Origin of the sequence: Actinoplanes sp. CA-015351 (assembly GCF_050955685.1) — a bacterium.
Lineage (GTDB): Bacteria > Actinomycetota > Actinomycetes > Mycobacteriales > Micromonosporaceae > Actinoplanes.
The window spans coordinates 4,203,163-4,222,900 of sequence record NZ_CP192102.1 but is presented as its reverse complement, the minus strand read 5'-3'; the positions used below and the strand labels follow the sequence as shown (position 1 = coordinate 4,222,900).

At 70.3% G+C, this 19,738-nt stretch carries 26 protein-coding genes; 5 read left to right on the top strand and 21 right to left on the bottom strand.

What is annotated here, in order from left to right:
* Positions 1-85: 85 nt before the first annotated feature.
* The 6 genes from ACQP2E_RS19490 to ACQP2E_RS19465 form a co-directional block, all read right to left on the bottom strand.
* Positions 86-973 carry an STM4011 family radical SAM protein gene (locus tag ACQP2E_RS19490; protein ID WP_433833674.1) on the bottom strand — a complete coding sequence of 296 codons (888 nt, stop codon included), beginning with the start codon at positions 971-973 and terminating at the stop codon, positions 86-88.
* Complete coding sequence (locus ACQP2E_RS19485; protein WP_433833672.1) at positions 960-2,252, bottom strand: STM4012 family radical SAM protein; 1,293 nt, start codon at positions 2,250-2,252, stop codon at positions 960-962. Before ACQP2E_RS19485 ends, ACQP2E_RS19490 begins: the two co-directional genes overlap by 14 nt.
* Positions 2,249-3,046 (bottom strand): STM4013/SEN3800 family hydrolase, encoded by a 798-nt coding sequence (locus ACQP2E_RS19480; RefSeq protein ID WP_433833670.1) that lies wholly within the window; start codon positions 3,044-3,046, stop codon positions 2,249-2,251. Before ACQP2E_RS19480 ends, ACQP2E_RS19485 begins: the two co-directional genes overlap by 4 nt.
* Entirely contained in the window at positions 3,034-4,041 is a 1,008-nt protein-coding gene (locus ACQP2E_RS19475) for an STM4014 family protein (protein WP_433833668.1), read from the bottom strand. Before ACQP2E_RS19475 ends, ACQP2E_RS19480 begins: the two co-directional genes overlap by 13 nt.
* Complete coding sequence (locus ACQP2E_RS19470; RefSeq protein WP_433833666.1) at positions 4,041-4,961, bottom strand: STM4015 family protein; 921 nt, start codon at positions 4,959-4,961, stop codon at positions 4,041-4,043. Before ACQP2E_RS19470 ends, ACQP2E_RS19475 begins: the two co-directional genes overlap by 1 nt.
* A 158-nt stretch (positions 4,962-5,119) precedes the next feature.
* Positions 5,120-5,497 carry a VOC family protein gene (locus ACQP2E_RS19465; RefSeq protein ID WP_433833664.1) on the bottom strand — a complete coding sequence of 126 codons (378 nt, stop codon included), beginning with the start codon at positions 5,495-5,497 and terminating at the stop codon, positions 5,120-5,122.
* 78 nt (positions 5,498-5,575) lie between these two features.
* Here ACQP2E_RS19465 and ACQP2E_RS19460 point away from each other — a divergent pair, with 78 nt between their 5' ends.
* Entirely contained in the window at positions 5,576-5,854 is a 279-nt protein-coding gene (locus ACQP2E_RS19460) for a hypothetical protein (protein WP_433833662.1), read from the top strand.
* A gap of 18 nt (positions 5,855-5,872) precedes the next feature.
* On the opposite strand, the gene ACQP2E_RS19455 is transcribed toward ACQP2E_RS19460, so the two are convergent.
* Together ACQP2E_RS19455 and ACQP2E_RS19450 are read right to left on the bottom strand one after the other, a co-directional pair.
* Positions 5,873-6,238 (bottom strand): GntR family transcriptional regulator, encoded by a 366-nt coding sequence (locus ACQP2E_RS19455; protein ID WP_433833660.1) that lies wholly within the window; start codon positions 6,236-6,238, stop codon positions 5,873-5,875.
* On the bottom strand, positions 6,235-6,999 hold the full coding sequence (locus ACQP2E_RS19450) for a hypothetical protein (RefSeq protein WP_433833658.1): 765 nt from the start codon (positions 6,997-6,999) through the stop codon (positions 6,235-6,237). Before ACQP2E_RS19450 ends, ACQP2E_RS19455 begins: the two co-directional genes overlap by 4 nt.
* A gap of 171 nt (positions 7,000-7,170) precedes the next feature.
* Here ACQP2E_RS19450 and ACQP2E_RS19445 point away from each other — a divergent pair, with 171 nt between their 5' ends.
* Positions 7,171-7,497 carry a PadR family transcriptional regulator gene (locus tag ACQP2E_RS19445; RefSeq protein ID WP_433833656.1) on the top strand — a complete coding sequence of 109 codons (327 nt, stop codon included), beginning with the start codon at positions 7,171-7,173 and terminating at the stop codon, positions 7,495-7,497.
* The gene (locus ACQP2E_RS19440; RefSeq protein ID WP_433833654.1) at positions 7,494-8,543 is read left to right on the top strand and encodes a hypothetical protein; all 1,050 of its coding nucleotides are present in this window, start codon (positions 7,494-7,496) and stop codon (positions 8,541-8,543) included. The genes ACQP2E_RS19445 and ACQP2E_RS19440 overlap by 4 nt, the downstream gene beginning before the upstream one ends.
* 1,001 nt (positions 8,544-9,544) lie before the next feature.
* Here the strand turns inward: ACQP2E_RS19440 and ACQP2E_RS19435 are convergent.
* From ACQP2E_RS19435 to ACQP2E_RS19420, 4 genes are all read right to left on the bottom strand, one after another.
* The gene (locus tag ACQP2E_RS19435) at positions 9,545-11,431 is read right to left on the bottom strand and encodes a hypothetical protein (RefSeq protein ID WP_433833975.1); all 1,887 of its coding nucleotides are present in this window, start codon (positions 11,429-11,431) and stop codon (positions 9,545-9,547) included.
* Between the two features lie 93 nt (positions 11,432-11,524).
* Positions 11,525-12,001 carry a hypothetical protein gene (locus tag ACQP2E_RS19430; RefSeq protein ID WP_433833652.1) on the bottom strand — a complete coding sequence of 159 codons (477 nt, stop codon included), beginning with the start codon at positions 11,999-12,001 and terminating at the stop codon, positions 11,525-11,527.
* Positions 11,998-12,567, bottom strand: coding sequence for an RNA polymerase sigma factor (locus ACQP2E_RS19425; protein WP_433833650.1), 570 nt, complete (start codon positions 12,565-12,567; stop codon positions 11,998-12,000). Before ACQP2E_RS19425 ends, ACQP2E_RS19430 begins: the two co-directional genes overlap by 4 nt.
* A gap of 79 nt (positions 12,568-12,646) precedes the next feature.
* Positions 12,647-13,054, bottom strand: coding sequence for a hypothetical protein (locus tag ACQP2E_RS19420; protein ID WP_433833648.1), 408 nt, complete (start codon positions 13,052-13,054; stop codon positions 12,647-12,649).
* Positions 13,055-13,162: 108 nt separating this feature from the next.
* Here ACQP2E_RS19420 and ACQP2E_RS19415 point away from each other — a divergent pair, with 108 nt between their 5' ends.
* Positions 13,163-13,363 (top strand): hypothetical protein, encoded by a 201-nt coding sequence (locus ACQP2E_RS19415; protein ID WP_433833646.1) that lies wholly within the window; start codon positions 13,163-13,165, stop codon positions 13,361-13,363.
* A 54-nt stretch (positions 13,364-13,417) separates the two neighbouring features.
* Here ACQP2E_RS19415 and ACQP2E_RS19410 read toward each other — a convergent pair whose 3' ends face one another.
* From ACQP2E_RS19410 to ACQP2E_RS19400, 3 genes are all read right to left on the bottom strand, one after another.
* A complete protein-coding gene (locus tag ACQP2E_RS19410) occupies positions 13,418-13,621 on the bottom strand; it encodes a hypothetical protein (RefSeq protein ID WP_433833644.1) in 204 nt (67 codons plus the stop codon).
* Between the two features lie 19 nt (positions 13,622-13,640).
* Positions 13,641-13,820 carry a hypothetical protein gene (locus ACQP2E_RS19405; protein WP_433833642.1) on the bottom strand — a complete coding sequence of 60 codons (180 nt, stop codon included), beginning with the start codon at positions 13,818-13,820 and terminating at the stop codon, positions 13,641-13,643.
* 307 nt (positions 13,821-14,127) lie between these two features.
* The gene (locus tag ACQP2E_RS19400; RefSeq protein ID WP_433833640.1) at positions 14,128-14,373 is read right to left on the bottom strand and encodes a hypothetical protein; all 246 of its coding nucleotides are present in this window, start codon (positions 14,371-14,373) and stop codon (positions 14,128-14,130) included.
* A 350-nt stretch (positions 14,374-14,723) separates the two neighbouring features.
* Between ACQP2E_RS19400 and ACQP2E_RS19395 the strand changes: the two genes are divergently transcribed.
* Entirely contained in the window at positions 14,724-14,945 is a 222-nt protein-coding gene (locus tag ACQP2E_RS19395; protein ID WP_433833638.1) for a hypothetical protein, read from the top strand.
* On the opposite strand, the gene ACQP2E_RS19390 is transcribed toward ACQP2E_RS19395, so the two are convergent.
* Genes ACQP2E_RS19390 through ACQP2E_RS19365 form a run of 6 tightly spaced genes read right to left on the bottom strand, consistent with a single transcriptional unit; the run spans position 14,942 to position 19,585 of the window.
* Positions 14,942-15,430 carry a GNAT family N-acetyltransferase gene (locus ACQP2E_RS19390; protein WP_433833636.1) on the bottom strand — a complete coding sequence of 163 codons (489 nt, stop codon included), beginning with the start codon at positions 15,428-15,430 and terminating at the stop codon, positions 14,942-14,944. The two genes, ACQP2E_RS19395 and ACQP2E_RS19390, sit on opposite strands and share 4 nt — an antisense overlap.
* Positions 15,427-16,422, bottom strand: coding sequence for a zinc-binding dehydrogenase (locus ACQP2E_RS19385; RefSeq protein ID WP_433833634.1), 996 nt, complete (start codon positions 16,420-16,422; stop codon positions 15,427-15,429). The genes ACQP2E_RS19390 and ACQP2E_RS19385 overlap by 4 nt, the downstream gene beginning before the upstream one ends.
* Positions 16,419-16,781, bottom strand: coding sequence for a hypothetical protein (locus ACQP2E_RS19380; protein WP_433833632.1), 363 nt, complete (start codon positions 16,779-16,781; stop codon positions 16,419-16,421). Before ACQP2E_RS19380 ends, ACQP2E_RS19385 begins: the two co-directional genes overlap by 4 nt.
* On the bottom strand, positions 16,778-17,641 hold the full coding sequence (locus tag ACQP2E_RS19375; RefSeq protein WP_433833630.1) for an extradiol ring-cleavage dioxygenase: 864 nt from the start codon (positions 17,639-17,641) through the stop codon (positions 16,778-16,780). Before ACQP2E_RS19375 ends, ACQP2E_RS19380 begins: the two co-directional genes overlap by 4 nt.
* Positions 17,642-17,654: 13 nt before the next feature.
* Positions 17,655-18,464: a citryl-CoA lyase gene (locus ACQP2E_RS19370; protein ID WP_433833628.1), complete on the bottom strand. Its 810-nt coding sequence runs from the start codon at positions 18,462-18,464 to the stop codon at positions 17,655-17,657.
* A complete protein-coding gene (locus tag ACQP2E_RS19365; RefSeq protein WP_433833626.1) occupies positions 18,449-19,585 on the bottom strand; it encodes a CaiB/BaiF CoA transferase family protein in 1,137 nt (378 codons plus the stop codon). Before ACQP2E_RS19365 ends, ACQP2E_RS19370 begins: the two co-directional genes overlap by 16 nt.
* Positions 19,586-19,738 lie beyond the last annotated feature (153 nt).

The following is a 19,738-nucleotide window of genomic DNA, read 5'->3' as shown; positions in this document are numbered from 1 at the left end:
CCGGCGGCCGGCTGCACCCGCTGCCGGCGGTCGGCTGCACCGGCTGCCGGCGGTCGCGCACGCACGGCGGATCGGCTGCCGGCTGTCAGCTGTCGCGCATCACGGAAGCCTCCGGAGGCCACATTGCTGGAATGCGTTCGAGCAGCCCGTCGGCGTACACATCGCGCAGTTTCAGAGGCTTGAGATGCACGTAGCCGATGTGGCAGTCGCAGAGTGAGTTGCTGCAGGCTCGCGGCCGTAAGGCCGTGCGCCACGTCCCGTCGTAGAGGTTGCCGATCGGCGCCGGGATGAAGTGGCAGCGGCGCACCGTGCCGTCGCCGAGCACCGAGATCGCGGTCTCGCCGGCGTGGCAGGGCAGCCCGAGCGAGACGTGCGGGCGCACGCTGTCGCCGAAGCGGGGGTCCAGCGCGGTCCATCGCCGTTCCTCTGCGGCGGTGTAGACGTGCCCGTCGGCGGCATTGATCCACAGGTAGACCGACGGCGGCAACGACGCTCGCAGCTCGACGGCCGCGTCGTGGTGATCGGGCAGGCCGACGACGCCGATGGAGTACCGGATGCCGAGCGCGTCGAGTTCCCGGCACCGGGCGAGGAACCGCTCCAGCGTCACCTGCCCGGGGTGAAATGTCGCCCACAGTGCCGCCACCTGCGGGTTCGCCGCCGCCAGCCAGCCGGTGCGGGCGGCCAGGTTGGTCTGGATGGCGACCCGGGCGACGTGCGGGAGGTGGGAGAGTTCGACGATGGCGTCGCGGTACCAGGATCGGGTCAGGCCCTCGCCCCACGGGGTGAAGAGCACGGACAACCGTCGATCGGCAGTCTCCCGCACCCACCCGATAAATCGCTGTAAATCCGATTTGTCACCTCGCAAAAACGCCGGCGGGTCGACGCGCTTCGCGAACGGGCAGTACGGGCAGTCGTAATTGCAACTCGCGAGCGGCCCCCGATAGAGCACGTAGAGATCGTCACCGGACGACATAAGCCTGCATCGCTTCCCGAACCGGCCCGGAAACCAGCCACGGCCCGATCGCGTCCGAATAGGCCAGCCCTTCCGCCGTCAGCACCGACAACGAGGAATCCAGCCAGCCCCGGCCGGCCAGCGCCGACAGCTGCGGGAAATCCTCCTCGTGCCGGGTGCCGAATCGCGCCTGATAAGCCGCCGGGTCCACCCCCTCAGCCCGTAACAACGACTTCAGCAACCATCGCCGCCGCTGCTCGACCTCGTCGAGCCGGAATCCGATCTCCGCGTACCGGAAGTCGGAGGCCGGCCGCGACAGGTAGTCGTCGATGACCGCGCGAACCTCGGAAACCGAGACCGCGTAGTCGAACGAGTAGTGCAGCGACGTGGTGTACGACCGCGCGCCGCACCCCAGCCCGATCATCCCGTCGTCCTGGCAGCAGTAATCCGGCCCCTGCACCACGGGCGCGTCAGAGCGCCGGAACTGCCGCATCGATTGCTGCACATATCCGGCGCCGGTCAGCACCACCACGGCCTGCCGGTACAGCGCCAGCCGATCACGATCCCAGTCGGCCCGGGTAGCGGCCCGCCGCCCGAGCCCGGTCAGCGGGCGCACATACAGCGGGTACAGATAGAGCTCCTCCGGCCGCCACCGCAGCGCCTCGTCCAGCGAGTGCTGCCACGTCTGCGCGGTCTGCCCGTCGATCCCGTAGATCAGATCGACGTTGAGCACCGGAATCCGGCTGTCCCGGATCGCTGCCAGCGCGGCCTGCACCTCGGTCAGCCGTTGCGGCCGGCCGGCGGCCCGCGCCTCACTGTCCAGGAAGCTCTGCACACCCATGCTGATCCGGGTGGTGCCGTGCGCCGCGAGCACGGCGAGCCGGTCCGGTGTGGCGGTGGCCGGCGAGGTCTCGACCGACAACGGCAGCGCATCGCCGAACGCCGAGGAGACGATCTCGAACAATGAGGTCAGCTCGGCGGCGGTGAGATATGTCGGCGTGCCGCCACCGATCGCCAGCTGCGCGAACGAAGCATCGGTGGCCAGGCTCGATCGCACCTCCTGCGCCTGCCGGCGCAACTGCGTGAGGTACGCCCGAACCTGCTCCTGCGGCGGGTTGGCCCGGGTGAACAGATTGCAGAACCCGCACCGCATCTCACAGAACGGCAGATGCACGTACCCGAACAACGCGTCCTGCCGCTCGGAGCCCCACACGTCGCTCAGCAGCGGCCGGGGCTCGAGTTTCCGATAGGCGGTCTTGTGCGGGTACGCGTACAGATAACCCTGGTACGGCGACGTCATGCCGGATCCAGAACGAATTCGGCGTACGGCACCGTCCACACCGTCTCGTGCGCGACCCGATGACCGACGTGCCCGTCCTCGCCGTACAGCGTCCCGTGATCCGAGCAGATGATCACCTGGACGGGCCGTCCCCGCCCGGCGACCAGCGCGAACAGCCGATCGAGCTGGCCGTCGACGTACTCCAGAGCCGCGGCGTGCGTCTCCACGGTGTCGGCCGTGGCCCCGGGCAGGTAATGCTTGTTCGGCTGGTGCAGAGCAGCGACGTTGAGGAAGGTGAAGAGTGGCCGCCCGAGATCAACACTCTCCAGAAGGGTGCCCAGAACCCCGATCTGCGCCCCCAGGCCGTCCACTGCCGTCACCCCGAACGACGGGTACCAGTGCGACTCCGCGAACATCCCCGGCAGCACCCGCCCGAGCGGCGCTGCCGGGTTGAAGAACCCCACCCCGCCCAGGCACACCGTGTGATAACCCGCCGCGGCCAGCCCGGCCGGCAGGTCCGCCGCGTCGAAGACGAACGTGTCCGGCCCACTGGACTCACTGCCACCGAACCGGGCCGCGAACAACCGCTCGTGCGGCCCCGGTGTCACCGGCGTCGGCAGGAACCCGGCGAAGAACGCGTGATGCGCCGCGTAGGTGAAACTCGCCGGCGTGTGCCGCCGCTGCCACACCCCGCCGGGCAGCACCTTTGCCAGCTGCGGTGTGCGGCCCTGGTCGAGGCAGCGCGCCGCCACGTCGTACCGCAGCGTGTCGAGGGTGACGAACAGCAGGTCGTGGGTGCCGATCAGCGCGCGCATATCGCCGCCACCTGGTCACCGTAGGTGTCGTGCCCGTTGAGCAGGTCACCGAACGCGTTCACCTCGGCCACCGCATGGTCACGCCACCCCGCCCGGAACATGAGATCGACACCGACGTGCAGGGTACGCGGAAACAGCGCACCCACCCGTGCGCAGGTCTCCATCGCCGCCGCCCACGCCTTCTCGCCGGCCGCCGAGCGGACCGCGTCGACGTCACCGCGCGCGTTGCCGAGGTGCAGGTTCGTCATCGGCGACCGGCTGGTCCGGACCACCACGTGCCGTGGCTCCCCGGCGATGACCAGTACCCGCAGGTCGAGGACCCGGTCGCCGAGGGAGGCTTTCGGGTACCACCGCTCGACGTGCAATCCGTCCGGTGCGAGGCCGTCGACGATCGCTGCGATGGTGGCTTCGTCGTCGTATCGGCGTACCCGAAGGTTGTTGAAGAGCAACCCGCCGCTGAGCTCGACCGAGGTGACCGCCATGACCCGCCGCCCGGAGGCGGCGACAGCGAGCACGCCGGACGCCGACGAGCCGTAGGCGGTTTTCACGAACGCGCGATGCCACCCGGACGCCCGCAGCGCCGCATAGCCGCTGATCGGCGGAAGCGCCTCCGGCACCGGGATCCCGGCGGCGGACAGCAGCGCGTGACAGTCCGGCTTGGACGTCATCGCCAGGATGTCGGCGGGCTGGTTCAGCAGCGTGCCACCACCGGCCTCGACCCGATCGAGCGCGACCCGAAACCCGGCGAACGCGGCAGCGGTCCCGACGATCTGACCCTCGAGCGCGGGAGGAGCCGACCGCAACAGAGCATCAACCTCGGCGTCCTCACCCGGCGAATCGATGCGCACCAGACAATCCGGACCCGGCACTCGCCCGGAGACCAGCACGTCACGCCACGGATGGACAGCGGGTGCGGGCAGCCCGGCCCGCCGCACCGCGTCGAGGAACAGGGTGACCCGCCGGTTGGCGGGATTACCGACGACGGCGAGAGGCATCACTCCGAGACCGCGGTGTAGCGGCCCCACTCCTCCTCCTGCTGCCGGTCGGACACGTCGACGGCGACGCCCGGCAGCTCCTCGACGATGCGCTGCGCCAGCTCCGGTGACAGGAAGTGGTGGCTCAGATCAAGCGATTTCAGGTGGGTGAGCGGCTGCCCGGCCAGCAGCGCCTCACCACCGGCGTCACCGAGCATGCCTTTCGACAGGTCGAGGCTGGTCAGCCGGGCGACGATCGGCGCCGCCGCGACGGCCTCGGCGATCTGGTCGGCGATCTCCGCGTTGCGCAGGCCGAGGTGGGTGAGCGCGGGCAGCGACCGCCCGGCCAGGATCGGCGCCAGGTCGTCGACGGTCGCATCACCGCCGTAGTTGTCCACGCCGAGCCACAGCTCCAGATGGGTCAGGTTAGGCACGTCCCAGCCGGCGACGTTCTCCACCACGCTCGCGGGCAGCCCGCCGGACTGCAGCACCAGCTCACGCAGCCCCTGATGATGGATGCGTTTCTTGAACGCGAGCCCCTCCGCACCACGCACCCACAGGCTCTCCAGCGCGGGGAACGTGAGCAGGATCGGCGTGAGGTTGGCCTGCTGGATCCAGGAGATCTCACACTGCTCGAAGCTCATCTCACCGATGAACAGCGCTTTCAGGGTCGGCAGCCGCTCCGCGTTGTCGACCAGCAACTCCACCGGGAACGCGGACTCGTACGCCTCGCCCCACTCACCGATGATCAACGCGGTCGGCCCGGCCGGCCCGGTCCGGGCGAGGAGCCGCTCGAAGGCGGCCGTGAGTTCGTCGCCACCCGACTCGTAATCCATGTCGATGCGCCACGCCACCGCCCCCGGATCACCCGGGCTCTCCTGCGCGTCAGCCGCCACCACAGGCAGCCCCGCGAACGTCGTCAAAAACTCGTTGATGGTCACCGGACTCCCTCGGCCGCCGTCGACAACGCCGGAAACCTAGCAGCCCCCACCGACACTTTTTATTTGATACGCGTAACCGCAGGCGCCCGTCATCTTCCGGGCGACTGACGCCCGTTCCCCCGGCGCGACCCGCCGCCGGCCCCGGCGTTCCCTTCCGGTCAGCCGTTGGGCCGGTACTCGATGGCCTGCAACGACCAGCTGTTGCCGTCCGGGTCCCGGAAGTGGACGAAGTTGCCCCACGGCTGCACGTCCACCTCGCCGGCCTCGACATCCACCGCCAGCAGCTGCTTGCGCGCCGCCTCGGCGTCCGCCACGACAACCTGGATCTCCTGGCTGCCCGGCGCCTTCTCGGTGATCCCGTCCCCGATCACGATCGAACACGCCGACCCGGGCGGGGTGAGCTGCACGAACCGCAGGCCCTCGGACACCTGGTGATCGTGGTCGGCGTGGAAGCCGATCCGCTCGTAGAACGCCTTGGCCCGGTCGACATCGGTGACCGGCACGGGGATGAGCTCAATCTTCCACGTCGCTGTCATAGGTCCATCCTCACCACGATTGCGGTCAGTTCCTGTCCTTTACGCACCGGTTCCATGCCGACGGGGTAAGAGAGTGTGATGGCGACCTGCAACCTGTGCCCGCCCGGCGAGCGCGACTTCCCCGACGACGAGATGGCCGCACACCTGCGTTCCACTCATCCCGACGTCGACATCGACGGAACGCGTACCAGCGACGACAGCACCATCGTCCACGACGCCGCCCTCGGCCCAGCCACCGCGCAGGCATCCGATCCGGCCACCGCGCAGGCATCCGATCCAGCCACCGCGCAGGCGTCGGAGCCGGCCCCGCAAGCGTCGGAGCCCGCACCGGAAGAGGAGGGTGACTGGCGCGAGTGACGCGCCGGCCGCCGACCGTCAGCCCGCCGATCCGTTGAGCAGCGCGGCCTTGATGATCCGGACCGCTTCGTCGGTGTCGAGGCCCACGCTGGCGACCACCGCCGCGTAATCGGCGGCCGCCCGCAGCGCCCGCTCGCGCCCCTGCTCACCGGCCGCCGACACGAACGACCCGGCCGCGCCGCGGGTCTCGATCAGCCCCGCGTCCTCCAGCTCCCGGTATGCCCGGCCGACAGTGTTCACCGCCAGCCCCAGATCGGCGGCGAGCCGGCGGATCGCCGGCAGGCGGGCGCCCACCGCGAGGGTGCGCTCCTGGATCTGCCGGGCCAGTTGTCCGCGGAGCTGCTCGAACGGCGGAACCGGCGACGCCGAGTCGATGACGATCACGGGTTCACCGGCACACCCATGGCGCGCCGCGCCACCGTGCCGCTGGACGGGGTCCGCGCGTTGATCACGATGAGCGCGACGGTGCCCAGCACGACGAAGGCGAGCCAGGCGGCCATCCACCAGCCCGGCACCGCGGCGAGCAGCGACACCACGGGCAGGCACCACACCACTGTCGGCGCGGCCAGGTTGCGGGCGTCCTCGACGCGCATGACGGCGTCGGCGGTCAGCGACACCTCGTCGTCGGCCACCGCCGGGTGCGTGAGCAGGTGCCGCAGCTGAACACCCATGCCGGCCCCGACCCCGCACAGCCCGATGAGCAGGATCGTCGCCTCGATGCCGGGCAGGGCGCCGATCGCCACCACCAGCGCCGCGGCGAACGTGACAAGCGCGAAAACCGCACGCGGTACGCCCAGCAGGGTGCGCCAGCCGAGCCGCCCCGGATGGGCCACCCGCCGGGCCAGCGTCGCGGCGGCCCGCCGGTCGGCCCGGCGTACCTGCTGGTCGATCAGCGCGAGGCCCGCCACCAGGGTGATCACCGCCGCGCTCAGGTACAGCAGCGACGTGCCCGGGTGTGGCTCGTCGCCAAGGGTGAGCGTGTAGACGAGGGCGACCGCGATCAGGAACAGGGCAAGCAGCACGCTGGCAGCGATGCCCGCCCGCCGCCGGGCGGTCAGCCGTGCGGCGATCAGCGGTGCCGCCCGGTCGCCGGCCAGTCCGTGCTGGGCGAGCCACGAGCCGGCCTGCTCGATCTCATCGGTCATGACGACCACCTCGATGTCTCAAGTCTTGTCGCATCAGCTTGAGACAAGACTTGAGACAAGTCAACGGGCAGAGCGCGCCAGGTGCGGCATCAGCGGATTGCCGACGGGTCCCGGCCCGGTCGCCCATATAACGGTTGACGTTATATTCAGTCGAGCGTAACGTCACCGTCCATGCAGGAACCCACCTTCTTGATCCTCACCGCCCTGGCGGAGGAGCCCTCGCATGGCTACGGGGTGATCCGCGCCGTCCAGACCCTGTCCCAGGGCGAGGTGGTGCTGCGGCCCGGCACGCTCTACGGCGCCCTCGACCGGCTGTCCGAGCAGGGCCTCGTCGAGGTCGACCGGGAGGAAGCGGTCGGCGGCCGCCTCCGGCGCTACTACAGGCTCACCAGCGACGGCGCCGCGGCCCTGTCTGCCCAGGTCGAGCGCCTGCGCCGAAACGCCAGCGCGGCCGAGGCCGGCCTGCGCCGTTTTCCCAACCTGGGAGTCGCCCGATGACCACGATCAGCCTCCAGGACGAGCGTCGCTACCGGCGGCTGCTTCTGGCGTACCCGGGCGCCTATCGCCGCCGGCACGGCGACGAGATCCTCACGACGCTGTTCGACCTCGCGGACGACGGCAACGGCCGGCTGACCGCCGGGCAGACCTTGCATCTGGTCGCCTCCGGCGTGCGGCAGCGATTCCGGGTGCCGCCGCGGCCGCTGACCGTGCTGGCCGCCCTGCTGGCCGCGGTGACGGTGGGTGGGTTCGGCGCGACAGCCGGCAACTGGCTGGCCTGGCAGAGCGCCGACCGGGTGCCGACACCGGCCGAGGCGGGCGCGCTCACCTCGGCCATGGCCGACCTGCCCCGGCCCAGCATCGAGCAGTGGCAGACCGCGATGAACGGTCCTGGCATCATCAGCACCATCTCCGGCGCCGGCAGCTACGACCCCGACCGGGTCAAGACCGCCCTGACCGCGACAGGCTGGCACATCACGTCCTTCGCCGAGGAGATCACGAGAACCGCCATCGGTTTCGGCACCGACGAGGAGAGCACCATCCCGGGGCGCGCCGCCCGCTTCACCGCGACGAAAGACGGCCTGAGCCTCAAGGGCTCCACCGAGACCATGGACGGCGGCCCCCGGCCCGACCTGGACGGCGGCACCTTCGCGGGCGTCGACATCACGACCGACGTGACCGGCGCGATCGTCCCACTGACGATCGCAGGCCTGCTGCTGGGCGCCGTCACCGGCTGGCTGCTGACCGCTGCGGTGGCCTACCGGATGCGCACGGCCGGCTCCCGCCACCGCCGGACAGCGGCCGGCCTCTCCGCCCTGTCCCTCACAGCGGCCGCGGTCCCGGCCTTCGTGGCCTACTGCGAGTTCTACCAGGTGATGACCTACGACCCGCACGCCCCGAACCAGTACGTCGGCTACGGCCCCCACGACCAGATCCCGGCCTCCGCGGTACTGATCGGCACCGCCCTAGCCGCACTGTCCCTGGCCGCAGCCATCCGAGCAGCCACCCACCGCCCCAACCCAAACCTGACCCCGGTCAGTTCTTGAGCCCGGTCAGTTCTTGAGCCCGGTCAGTTCTTGAGCCCGGTCAGTTCTTGAGCCCGGGTCAGGTCCTGAGCCCGTTCAGCTTTTGAGCCCGGTCAGCTTCGAGCCCGGTGAGTTCCCGGCTCCGAGCCGAAGCTGACTCCGGTCAGCTCCCGAGCCCGGTCCCGCTGAGGCCCGGTCCCGCTGAGGCCCGGTCCCGCCGAAACGCAGTAAGCGTGTCGTTCAACCAGTTCGGCTGGGCTCGGTGCCCTTCTGGTGATGGGCCGGTCGCTGGCGAACTCGGCCCCCTGTCGGCGATCTTGAGCGTTTCTGCTCTTCCAGGCGGGCTCGGGTTTCGTCATTTGTGGAGCGGTGGTGGGTTCACAGCGGCGTGCCGGTTTCCTCGGTGCGAGGCGCCGCTCGGAGATCTTGTGCGGTTCGACCGGCTGATCGACCACGAGTGCACGAGTTTGCGTGACGGTCACCCGTGGCATGCCGGTTTCGGGTGGTCTGCGGCATTGTGATGACGCTCTGCCACGACAGCGGGTGGACGTGCCGGATCGTGGAGAGTCGTGGGTGTTCTATTCCCCACCGGTCTCCACGGTTTCCCCACCGGCCTCCACGGTTCGGCCAACGCGGTGTTTCACAGTTTCGACTGGTGAACGCGGCGCTTCACGACACGGCGAGGTGGCGAGGTGGCGAGGTGGCGAGGTGGCGACGTGGCGAGGTGGCGACGTGGCGAGGTGGCGACGTGGCGAGGTGGCGAGGTGGCGACGTGGCGACGTGGTGCTTCGCCGATCTTGTGGAGTTCGGAGAGCCGTTTGCGCGTAATTCCGCAAGATCGGCCGGGCCTTTTCGATCTTGTGGAGTTGTGTGGAGACGTCTGCGGGGAAGTCCACAAGATCCAGGCCGAGCAGAGCAGCGCGGCGCAACGCGGGTCAGCGCGGGTCAGCGCGGGTCAGCGGGGCAGCGGGGCAGCGCGGGGCAGCGGGGCGGAGCCCGGGGCAGGGCGGAGCGCGGGGGGGTTATTGCGGCATGGGGCCGATTCTGCCGACGGTGATTTGCTGGGTGCACAGGGTTACGTTCGGGTCGTTGGCGCGGAGCTGGACCGCGTCGCCGTGGCCCTGCAGCTGGAAGAAGATCTGGCTGAGGCCGCGTCGCGCCTCGAACGTGTGCTTTGCCTCGCCCAGCTGGAACTCGACGGTCGAGTCGCCGGAACTGAGGTATCCGATGTGGATCCACCACGGCCAGTCCGGGGCGGTTCCCTGCAGCGGGATCCGGAGGGCGCGGCCGGAGGCGATGCGGTGGCCGCAGTCGGCTACCGGGCCGGGGACGATGTCCAGGCCGTCCACGATTGCCGGCCGGATCCGGCCCCGGTCGTCGAACATCGACGCCTGGACGGCCTCGGTCACGAAGACCGGCTTCAGCGGTGCCGCGCGGAAGAAATGTGACTGCAGGTTGTCCGGGTGGAAATAGCCGGCGACCACCCGATCCGGCACGATGTTGTCCACCATGGCGGTGCCGGGAGGCGCTCCGGCCAGCTCTTCCTGTGCCGTCTTCAGGTAGTCCCGGCCGTCCTTCGTCTCCCACACGTCGTTGAAGCGGTCGATGCTCCACAGATTGCCCGCGGCGAGGGCCGCGACGACGATCGCGGCGGCCACCTTCATCGCGTACGCGGCTGTCCCTCGCGCCGGCGGCGGTGACTCCGCCGTAACGGGTTGCCGACCGCTGGGCTTCTCCTGGTCGCGCAGGCCCAGCAGGGCGACGCCGACGCACAGGGCCGCGACCACCGCGACGTCCGAGAGGTACCGGGGAACCAGGCCGGCGATGCTGCCCAGGCTGGTGCCGAGACGGGTCACGACGAACAGCCCCGTCACGATGGCGACGAACGCGAGCAGCGACAGCCAGGCCCGGCGCGCCACGGGGCGACGCCGCACGGTCAGCACCACCACCACCAGGAGCACCGCCCAGGCCAGCCACACGCCCGGCGTCGGCGTGTAGATCAGGGGCGGGCCGTCGCCGGCGTGCGTCCAGCGCCAGGGGCCGCCGACCAGGGCGGGCACCAGGTTGACCCCGATGAGGTCCACCATGAAGTTGACGATGTTGCCGGGTGACGTGGCCTGGTCCAGCTGCGGCGCCGGCCGGGACAGGTAGAACGGCACGTACGCGGCGCAGAGCACGGTCAACGACACCCAGCCGACCCAGAACCGGCGGATCGCCTCGCGGACGCTCGCGAACAGGCCACCGGTGCAGAACAGGGCGGCGGCCAGCACGAAGAGCAGCGGGACGGTCAGCAGTGCTTTGGTGTCGAAGGCCAGCCCGAGCAGGACCGCCAGCACCAGATGGATGGCGTACCGATGGCGGCCGGTGCGTGCGTACCGCATCTGTGCCGCGATGGCCAGGACCATGGACAGCTGGACCGGGAGGATCAGCAGGCCGACCATCCACAGTGAGCTGACTTCCAGGGTCAGCGTGCTGAACAGGAACATCGACAGCGGCACCAGCAGGGCCCATCCGGGCCGCAGGAGCGAACGCAGCAGCAGATAGAACGCCACGCTCACCGCGGCCTGTCCGACGGCGAGCATCGTCGCCCAGGGCCAGCCGGCGAGCCCGTCGACGCGTACCAGCAGCCAGGCCAGCAGCAGGCCGCCCGGCATCAGGTGGCCGTTGAAGACCTCGAACAGGAAGCCGGGGGTCAACCCGGTGTCGATCGCCCGGGCCGCGATCACGAACTCGTCCTGGGAGAAGTAACCCCGGACGGCGATGGCGGCTCGCCACGCCACCGTCACCATGATCAGGGCGAGGGAGACCGCCCGGACCCGGTCCGCGTCAACCCACCGGGCGATCCGGTCGGGTTCCCACGGTTCCTGTCCTGCGCTACTTGAATATTCAGCCAGATCGTCGGCCGGCATCGACATGATCAATAAGATGCCACACGTTGTCCTGCCACGATGTCCCGTGCCGCCCGCGGTGACCGCCGCGACATATGCCAAGTTCGACGCGGTTCAGCGCGCGGTGGGTGCGACAGTCCGCCTCGCTGCGGACGCGGCCGGTCTCGGCGTGGCCGTGGACGACGCGCGGGTGGGTGTGGGCAGCGTGACGGACGGCGTCACCCCGGCCAGCGAGGTCGGCGACGTGCGAGAGGCCGGCGACGTGCGCGCCGTCGGTTCGGCAGGCCGGGCCGGTGACGCGGGGGAGACGGCCGGCCCCGACGGGGTGGGCGCGGCCGGTGAGCCCGGCGAGGCGGGGACGGCGGGGGAAGCAGGCGGCGCCGGATCCGCGGGCCGGAGCAGGGTGAACGCCGTGATCGACACCGCTGCGGCGGCGAGGCCGGCGGCCATCGGCAGCCACCACCGGGCCGTGGTTCTCCGGTCGGCGGCCTGGGAGGGCGCCGGCTCGTGGCGCAGGTCCCGGTTCGTGACGGTGGCTGCCTGGGCGGACAGTGCCGCCCGCAGCCGGCGTTCCAGGTCGATGTCGGTCATTGTTCCCCCAGCTGGGCGCGTAACAGCGTCAGGGCGCGGTGCGCGGTCGACTTGACGGTTCCGGTGGTGATCCGCAGGGCGCCGGCGATCTCCCGTTCGGAGAGGCCGGACCAGTAACGCAGGACGATGACCTGCCGCTGACGGGTGGTGAGCCGGCCGAGCGCCCGGATCACCTCCCGGTCACCCGCGCCGAGCAGGGCCTCGTCCTCGGCGGCGGGCGCCGGATCCGGGCGCGGCGGCAGATAGGCCCGCGCGATCCGCCGCCGGCGCAGCGCCGATCGCGCCGCGTTCATGACGGCCGACACCAGGTACGCGTTCGGATCGGCGATGTCACCGAGACCGGTGCCGTACCGGCGGTAGAGCCGGGTGAAGACGTCCTGGACGATGTCCTCCGCGGTGGGCAGGTCGTCAACCATCAGGACGGCCAGCCGGACCAGCGGCAGGCGGCGCTCCCGATAGAGGTCGTCGATCGCGGGCGCCGCCGGGGCCGCCGTCACGACGGGGCCGGCCGAGGCCGCTCGCCTCCAGCTCAGCAGCGACCGGGGCAGAGGCAACACGAAGATCACAAAGGGCCTCGCGGGGTGGGTCGAAATGACGGGCGGACCGGGTCGCGCACCGGCCACCGTACGGCCGGCGCGCGAGACCTCAGGAAGCGGCGCGGGCAGGCGACGGCACGGCGGCCGGCGTCGCCGCGATCCGAGTCGGCTCGGCGGTCGCCCCACGTCTGGAGACGGTCGGTGCCGGGGCGGCGGTCGCCCTGCGCGTGGACGCGGTGCGAGTCGGCTCGGCGGTCGCTTCGCGGGTGGACGCCGCGGGCGTCGCTTCGCGGGTCGATGCCGCGGGCGTCGGCTCGACGATCGTGCTCTCGGGGGAGGCGGTCTGCTCGACCACGGTGGCCGAAGGAGTGGGTTCCACGGCCGCCGCCGTGGCTGTGGTCGTCGCCGGTGCGGGAGTCGTGTCGTCGGCGAAGGCCACGGCGGCGGTCACCCCGCCGATGGCGACGACGGCCACGGCTCCGGCGGCGGCCGCGAGGGCCCGGGTGGATCTGCGCATCTCAAGCTCCAGCTGTCAGTCGGGTGCACTGTCACCGGGGAGGACGCGCAAGGCCGCGAAAGGTTGGCGGTCTCGATGTGATCCGCGGCATACCCGCGGAACGCGGTGGTGCCGGCTCCACAGCTGAAGAAACGGCGGGAGAGACGGACGCCGGAGGTGGGTGCGGCGGCACCGGCCCGGCTCGAGATGGAGGGACTCGACAGCGTTGTGAAAGCAGCCGTGCAGCGGGTCGTGCCGGGGATGCGGTTCACCGGGGCGGTCGATCTGCGAACCGGCCCGGGGAACGCTCGGCTCGTCGCCCTGCGCTGAGCCTCGGTCGCGGCCGCACCTGCCGGGTGCGGCCGCTTCCGGGAGTGCCGGCGATCAGCCGCTGCGGCGGTTGCCGTACTGGCGAGGGCTCTGCACCGTGCCGGAACGGCCGTGGACGTGGCCGGCGCCCTTGTCGGTGTGGCTGGCGGCCGCCTTGCCCTTGGAACGGCGGGCAGCCCGGTTCTCGAAAGGCTGTGGCTCGTCGGTTCCCGCTTCCGCCTCAGCGGTGGGGTCGGCGTCGCCGGTGGAGTCGGTCATCGGTGTCTCCTCGTGCAGATCAAAGACCGGACGGATCGCCGCGGATCGTCGAACGGCCGCCGCGATAACCAGACGGTAGCGCGCATACCAGCCCGAGCCGGGACCGGCCACGCAGAAAGGAGACAACCTCGCCGTCCACGCGGGCGTCCGTCTCGCCCTGCATGCTCGGCGCCGGCGCTTCCGGTTGCTCCGCGCCCATGCCGTCACGGTGGTCGTCCTCGTCGTCATCTATGCGGCCGGCTCGGTGTTGATCCTCAGCGCTCCGGACGCCGGTCCCACCTCCGGGGTCGCGCTGCTGCTGCCGCTGTTGCCGCTTGTCGTTCTGGGCGCGCCGTGGTCGTTCGTGTTCGGGTCGAACCCCTACGCCTTCGACGGCTCCGGTGAGCTGGTCCGCCAGTCGCTGCTGGTCGGGCCCGCACTGCTCAACGTGGCGTGCACGCGATCGCTCTGCTGGTGTGGGACGCCCGGCGCCAGCGCGTCTGAGGTTGCGCGGGCTTCGGCCGCCGTCAGAGGAGGCTGCCGACGGCGGTGGCAGCGGTCTGCACGGCGACCGCGATCGCGCTGACCGCCCCCACGTGCTCGCCGGCTCGCTGGATGGCGGCCAGCACCCGGTCGGGCCTGGGCTTCTGGGCGGCCAGCTCGATCTGGGCCATCTGGGCCTCCGCGCGGGCCAGGTCCGGCTCCTCCAGAGCCGACCGGTGCTCCTCGATCAGGCGCGGCACCTCGTCGAGCTTGCCGGCTACAGATCGCACGGTGATCGCCGGTTGCCGGGTGAGTTTCCTCAGGGTTGCCGTCCGGGTGCCGATAGCTCGTGCCGTGACGAACCGCTCAGCCCGCGCCGCCGCCGGGGGTGGAACCCCCGCCCCTGCAGCCCTCGCGGCAGGCGTCGCCGCCGTCATTGCCGTGGCGGGCCGCTCCAGCGATGGCCACGTGACCCTGACCGGCGACGACGGCGCACGGGTGGAACTCGGCATCGGCCGCGTGCTGGACGTCGCGGCGGAGTTCCCGGGGCGGCGGCAGGCGACCTATGTGATCCACATGCGCAGCACCGGCCGGGTCTGGGTCGGCAGCAGGCTGGACGAGGCCCGCGTCGGTGACCCTCGTGGACGGAACACAGCAGACGGCCGACGGGATGCTGTCCCTCGGCAGCACGGAGATCTGGGGCTCCGCCGGCCCGCGGGAGAATCCGGGGTGGCGGCTGCGGCCGGGCGAGCAGACCGACCGCGCGCTCGTCTTCCGGCTGCCGGAGGGAGTCGCGGCGACCGGGCTGTCCATCGTGCTGCCGATGGGTGGTGCCGCGCCGGTCGCCGAGTGGACGTTCTAACGCTCCTCGGTACGGAATACGCGCAGGCCCCGCCTCCGGTAGTTCGGCAGGGCGTTCGGGTGGTCGCTGCTTGCCGTGTGCAGCCACACCCTCGTCACGCCCGGCACCAGGTCCCACCCTCTCCGCAGGCCGAGCGTGAGCGCGTACCCACCCAGACGACGCCCGGTGAACTCCGGGACCAGCCCGAAGGTCTTGATCTCCGCCTCGGGGCCGGGATGCAGGTCGTACGCGACGATGCCGGCGGGCTCACCCTCGAACGACAGCACCCAGTGCCGCCGATCCGGGTACTGGGCGCGGATCTCGGCCCACTGCTCCGGCGTGCGGCGGGCGCTCGTCCACCCGAACGGCGCGCCGACCCGGGCGGGCAACTCCTGGACCAGCGGGGAATCCGGGCTCAGCGGCTCCAGCGTCAGCCCCGGCACCTCGGGCGCCGGGCTGAGCTGATCGGGTGCGGTCATCTCGAGATAGGTCACCGTTGTCGTCACCGGTCGACGATAGACAGAACCAGCCTTCCGTACGCCTTTCCGATGGCCTGCCGTGTCCAGGCCTCGGCGACCGCGTCGAGCGGCACCACCTCGTGGGTGACGGTCAGGCTGCCGGCGGTGGCGTGAGCGGCGATCTCGGTGAGTGCTGTCGCTCGTTCCAGCGTGGTCAGCGCGTTGTTCGTGTAGCCGACGACACGCAACGAACCGCTGCGCAGGGTCGCCGAGTCGAGCGGGGCGGTCGCGCCGGCGGCGGAGCCGAGGTTGACCAGGGTGCCGCCGGGGCGCAGCACCCGCAGGGCGGCGGCCGCGGGCATGCCGAAGACCGGGTCGATAACCAGGTCGACCGGGCCCTCGGCGGCGTCGCGCAGGCAGTCGGCCAGGCCGGTTTCGGAGTCGTCGGGCAGCAGCGGGACGGTGGCCGCGGCGCCCAGGCCGGCGGCCCGGGCCAGGGAGGCGGGGGAGCGGGTCACCGCGATCACCCGGCGGGCGCCGGCGAGCAGCGCCAGCTGGATGGCGGCCTGCCCCACCACACCACCGGCGCCGAGAACCACCACCTGCCCCAGACCGCCGTCAGCGCCCGGCCCGGAGGAAGCCGCGGCAGCGCCTGCGCGAAGCGCTGACAACGCGGCCACCGCCGACAACCCCAGCGCGGCGATCAGTTCCAGCGGCGCGCCCGGCGGCAGCGGCACCACGTCGGCCGACGGCACCGCCACGACCGACGCCATGCTCCCGTCCCCGGGGCGCATCCCGGCTGACGTCGCGAACCACACGGCCGTCCCGTCCGGCAGGCAACCCACCCCTTGAACCCCCGGGACGTAGGGCGTGGCCGGAGCCCCGAAATAGCTCGTCCCGGACGCGCACAACACATCAAGGGGCGTGATCGGCGCCGCGACCACCTGGACGAGCACCTCGTCGTCAGCCGGAACCGGCACCGGCCGGCGGGCGACCGTGGGCGGCTGCCCGCACACCCGCACCACCGCCGCGTCGATCACGTGGTGATGTCCGGGTAGGGCAGGGAGTACCCGGCCAGCGCCGCACCGTACGCCTTCTGGTACTCCAGCGGCGAGGTGTTGTCCCGCTCGAACAGGGCGATGAACAAGGTCAATGTGAGAAAGGGGTGGGAACCGAGTGAGAACAGCTTCACGTGATCGTGGGCGATCAGTGCCTCACGCTCCTCATCCGTGAAGGCGAGCCAGGTGCTCGCCTCGCCGCTGTGACAGTTCAGCAGGGTGTTGGCCGTCGACGACTCCCACCATTCGACCAGACCGCGCGGATCCGCGCGATACCGCTCGACCAGTTCCGGATCCCGATCCACGGTGAACAGGAACTTGTTCAGCAGATATCTGCTCATGCCGGCGCTCCGTTCGGGTACCAGGTGAAGTACGCCTCCATCGTGTGGAAAAGGTCGAAGGTGTCCACGTAATCGGCTTTCACCCCGGCACCGGCCACGCCCATCATCAGCATGAAGTCCATGAATCCGTGGGTGGCGTTGCCCGGCGCGTGCAGGCTGTCCAGGCTGACCTCGCGCAGGCATCCGTCCAGATCACCGTTGGCGATCCAGCTGACCGCCTTCTCATCAAAGGATGGGTCGGGACCGTGCGGACCGAACTGTCGGGGTCCACCCAGCTCCAGCGAGAGATGACCGGTTCCGATCACCGCGACCCGCAGCTGCGACGGCCACTCGTCAATGATCTTGCGCAAAGCGGAACCCAGCTGCACGAAACGCGAGGGCTGCGGCAGCGGCGGCGCGAAGATGTTCGTGTAGATCGGCACGATCGGCAGGTCCGCCTCCGGCCGCAGCGTGATGATCGGGCAGGTGATGCTGTGGTCGATCCGCAGTTCGTTGCTGAACGCCAGATCGAAGCCGGCATCGAGGCCGGACCGCAGGATGTGCGACGACAGGTCCTCGTGGCCCGCGAGCCGCATCCGGGGCAGCCCGAACTCGCGTTCCTCGTTGTACCAGTTCGCGTCGTACACCGGTGCCTTGCCGACCAGGAACTGCGGCATGTTGTCGAGCCACAGCTGGTGAAAGTGATCAGAGCCGACCATGACCAGCACGTCCGGCGCGGCGCGGGTCAGCGTTTCCCGGAAAGCGAGGATCTTGCGGGTCCACTCGTCGGCGAACGGCGGCCGGTCCTCGCCGGTCGCGGTGCTGGCCCGGTAATAGAAGGGGTGATGCGTCGAAGCGATGACCGCCACGATGCTGGCCATGCGAATCCTCCAACTAAGCCTCGTAAACGGCATTCCGGTCGACGGCGAGATAGATCTGGTTGGCGATCGGACGGCGTTTCTCCTCGGCGATCTGCCCGAGCAGCCCGGCGGCGCGCGCCAGCAGCGCGAATCCGCGCAACAGATCGACAGGCAAACCCAGATCGGCGAGCGCGGCGCCGCACACTCCCGCGCCGTTCAACGGCAGCTTCCGGTTCAACACCTTTTCGTGTACGCGTCCAATGGCTTCGAACAATCGCAGATGAGGCCCGTAGAACCCTTCTTCCCGGGCAATCCGGATCAGTACCGGAGTCCGCGGGTCCTGCGTTTTGTGGACCGGATGCCCGAGTCCTGGAACGAACTGGCCGGCGGCTTTCGTGGCACGCACGGCCTCCAGGGCGATGGCGTCGAAATCATTGGAGTCGGAGTCGGAGTCGGAGTCGGGGTCGGAGTCGGCGTGGGCGTGTGCGTCCGACAAGACCGAGGAGAGGTATCGGCCGCAGTCCTCGGTCACCCCGAGGAAACGGGAGCCTCCGCCGAGGAGTCCGGCCGCGAGCGCGCCCTGCAGCGAGTCCGGCGCCGACAGGTACGTCAGCCGGGCCGCGATCGCGGTCGGGGTGAACCCGTGATCGGCGAGCGCCACCAGGACCGCTTCGAACAGCCGCACCTCCCCGGGGTTCGGCCGCCGCCCGGCCACCAGCCAGAACGCCAGCTCCCCGAACCCGACCTGGCCCATCAGGTCGGCGGCTAGGTCCTGCCCGAGCAGCGAGATCGAGTCGGCGTCGGACGTGCCGAGCCCGGTCGGGAATCTCAGTTCTTCAGCCACGCGCGGATCTCCTCGCCGTGTTCGTCGAGTCCCGGAGGCGGCAGCTGGTAGGTCGCCGGCGTCTCGGAGAAGGTGATCGGATTGCGGACGCCCGGCACCCCGCCGACCGTCACGACGGGGTCGAGGCCCAGCTCCTCGGCCAGGGCGAAGCCGCCGTCGATCGTGTTGATCGGCGCGCACGGCACTCCGGCGGCGAGCAGGTCCCGGAACCACTCGTCCCTGGTCCGGGTCATCAGCTTCTCGACGAGCAGGGGCCGCAACTCTTCCCGGTTGGCGGTGCGGTCTTGATTACCCTCAAAGCGACGATCAGATGATAAATGAGATAAACCCATTACCTCGCATAATTTCCGGAATTGACCGTCGTTCCCGGCGATGATGATCAGCTCGCCGTCCGCAGTGGGCAGCGGCTCATAGGGGAACAGGCTCGGATGCGCATTCCCCATCCGATAGGGAACCGTCCCGCCGGCCACATAGCCACTGGAGTGATTGACCAGCCCGGACAGCGCTGAACTCAGCAGGTTCACCTCGACGTGCTGCCCGCGCCCGGTGTCAGCGCGCCGATGCAACGCGGCCAGGATCCCGAGTGAAGCGTGCAGCCCCGCCATCACATCGAAGACCGAGATGCCGGCCCGGAAAGGCGAGCCGGAAGGGTCGCCGGTCAGACTCATAAGTCCGGAAATAGCCTGAACCATCAGGTCATATCCCGGCATTGACGAGCCCGCACCTGCCCCGAAACCACTGATGCTGGCATAAATCACGCCGGGGTTGGTAGCGGTGACCGACCCGTAGTCCAGGCCGAACCTGGCCAGCCCGCCCGGCCGCATGTTCTCGATCAGAACATCCGCCCGCCGCGCCAGCTCCTGCGCCGCCTCCCGATCCACCGGATCCTTCAGGTCCAGCGCGATCGACCGCTTGTTCCGGTTGATGCCCAGGTAGTACGTGGAGACGCCGTCGCGTACCGGCGGCATCCAGGTGCGGGTGTCGTCCCCGCCCGGCCCTTCCACTTTGATCACCTGCGCGCCGAGGTCGGCCAGGAGCATCGTCGCGTACGGCCCGGCGAGGATCCGCGAGAAGTCGGCGACGAGCAGGCCGTCCAGCGGACCTTTGGGTTGGTCGACCATGAGTAACCGCCCGTTCTGCGGACACCTGTCCGCGAAGTCAGCTTCCCCAATCGGAGCTGGACTGTCAACGTCCCAGAAACATGTCCTTGACAAGCTAAAAACACCGGCACACGCTGTCTCACACAGTGCTGCCCGCTCAGCGGACAGCAGTCC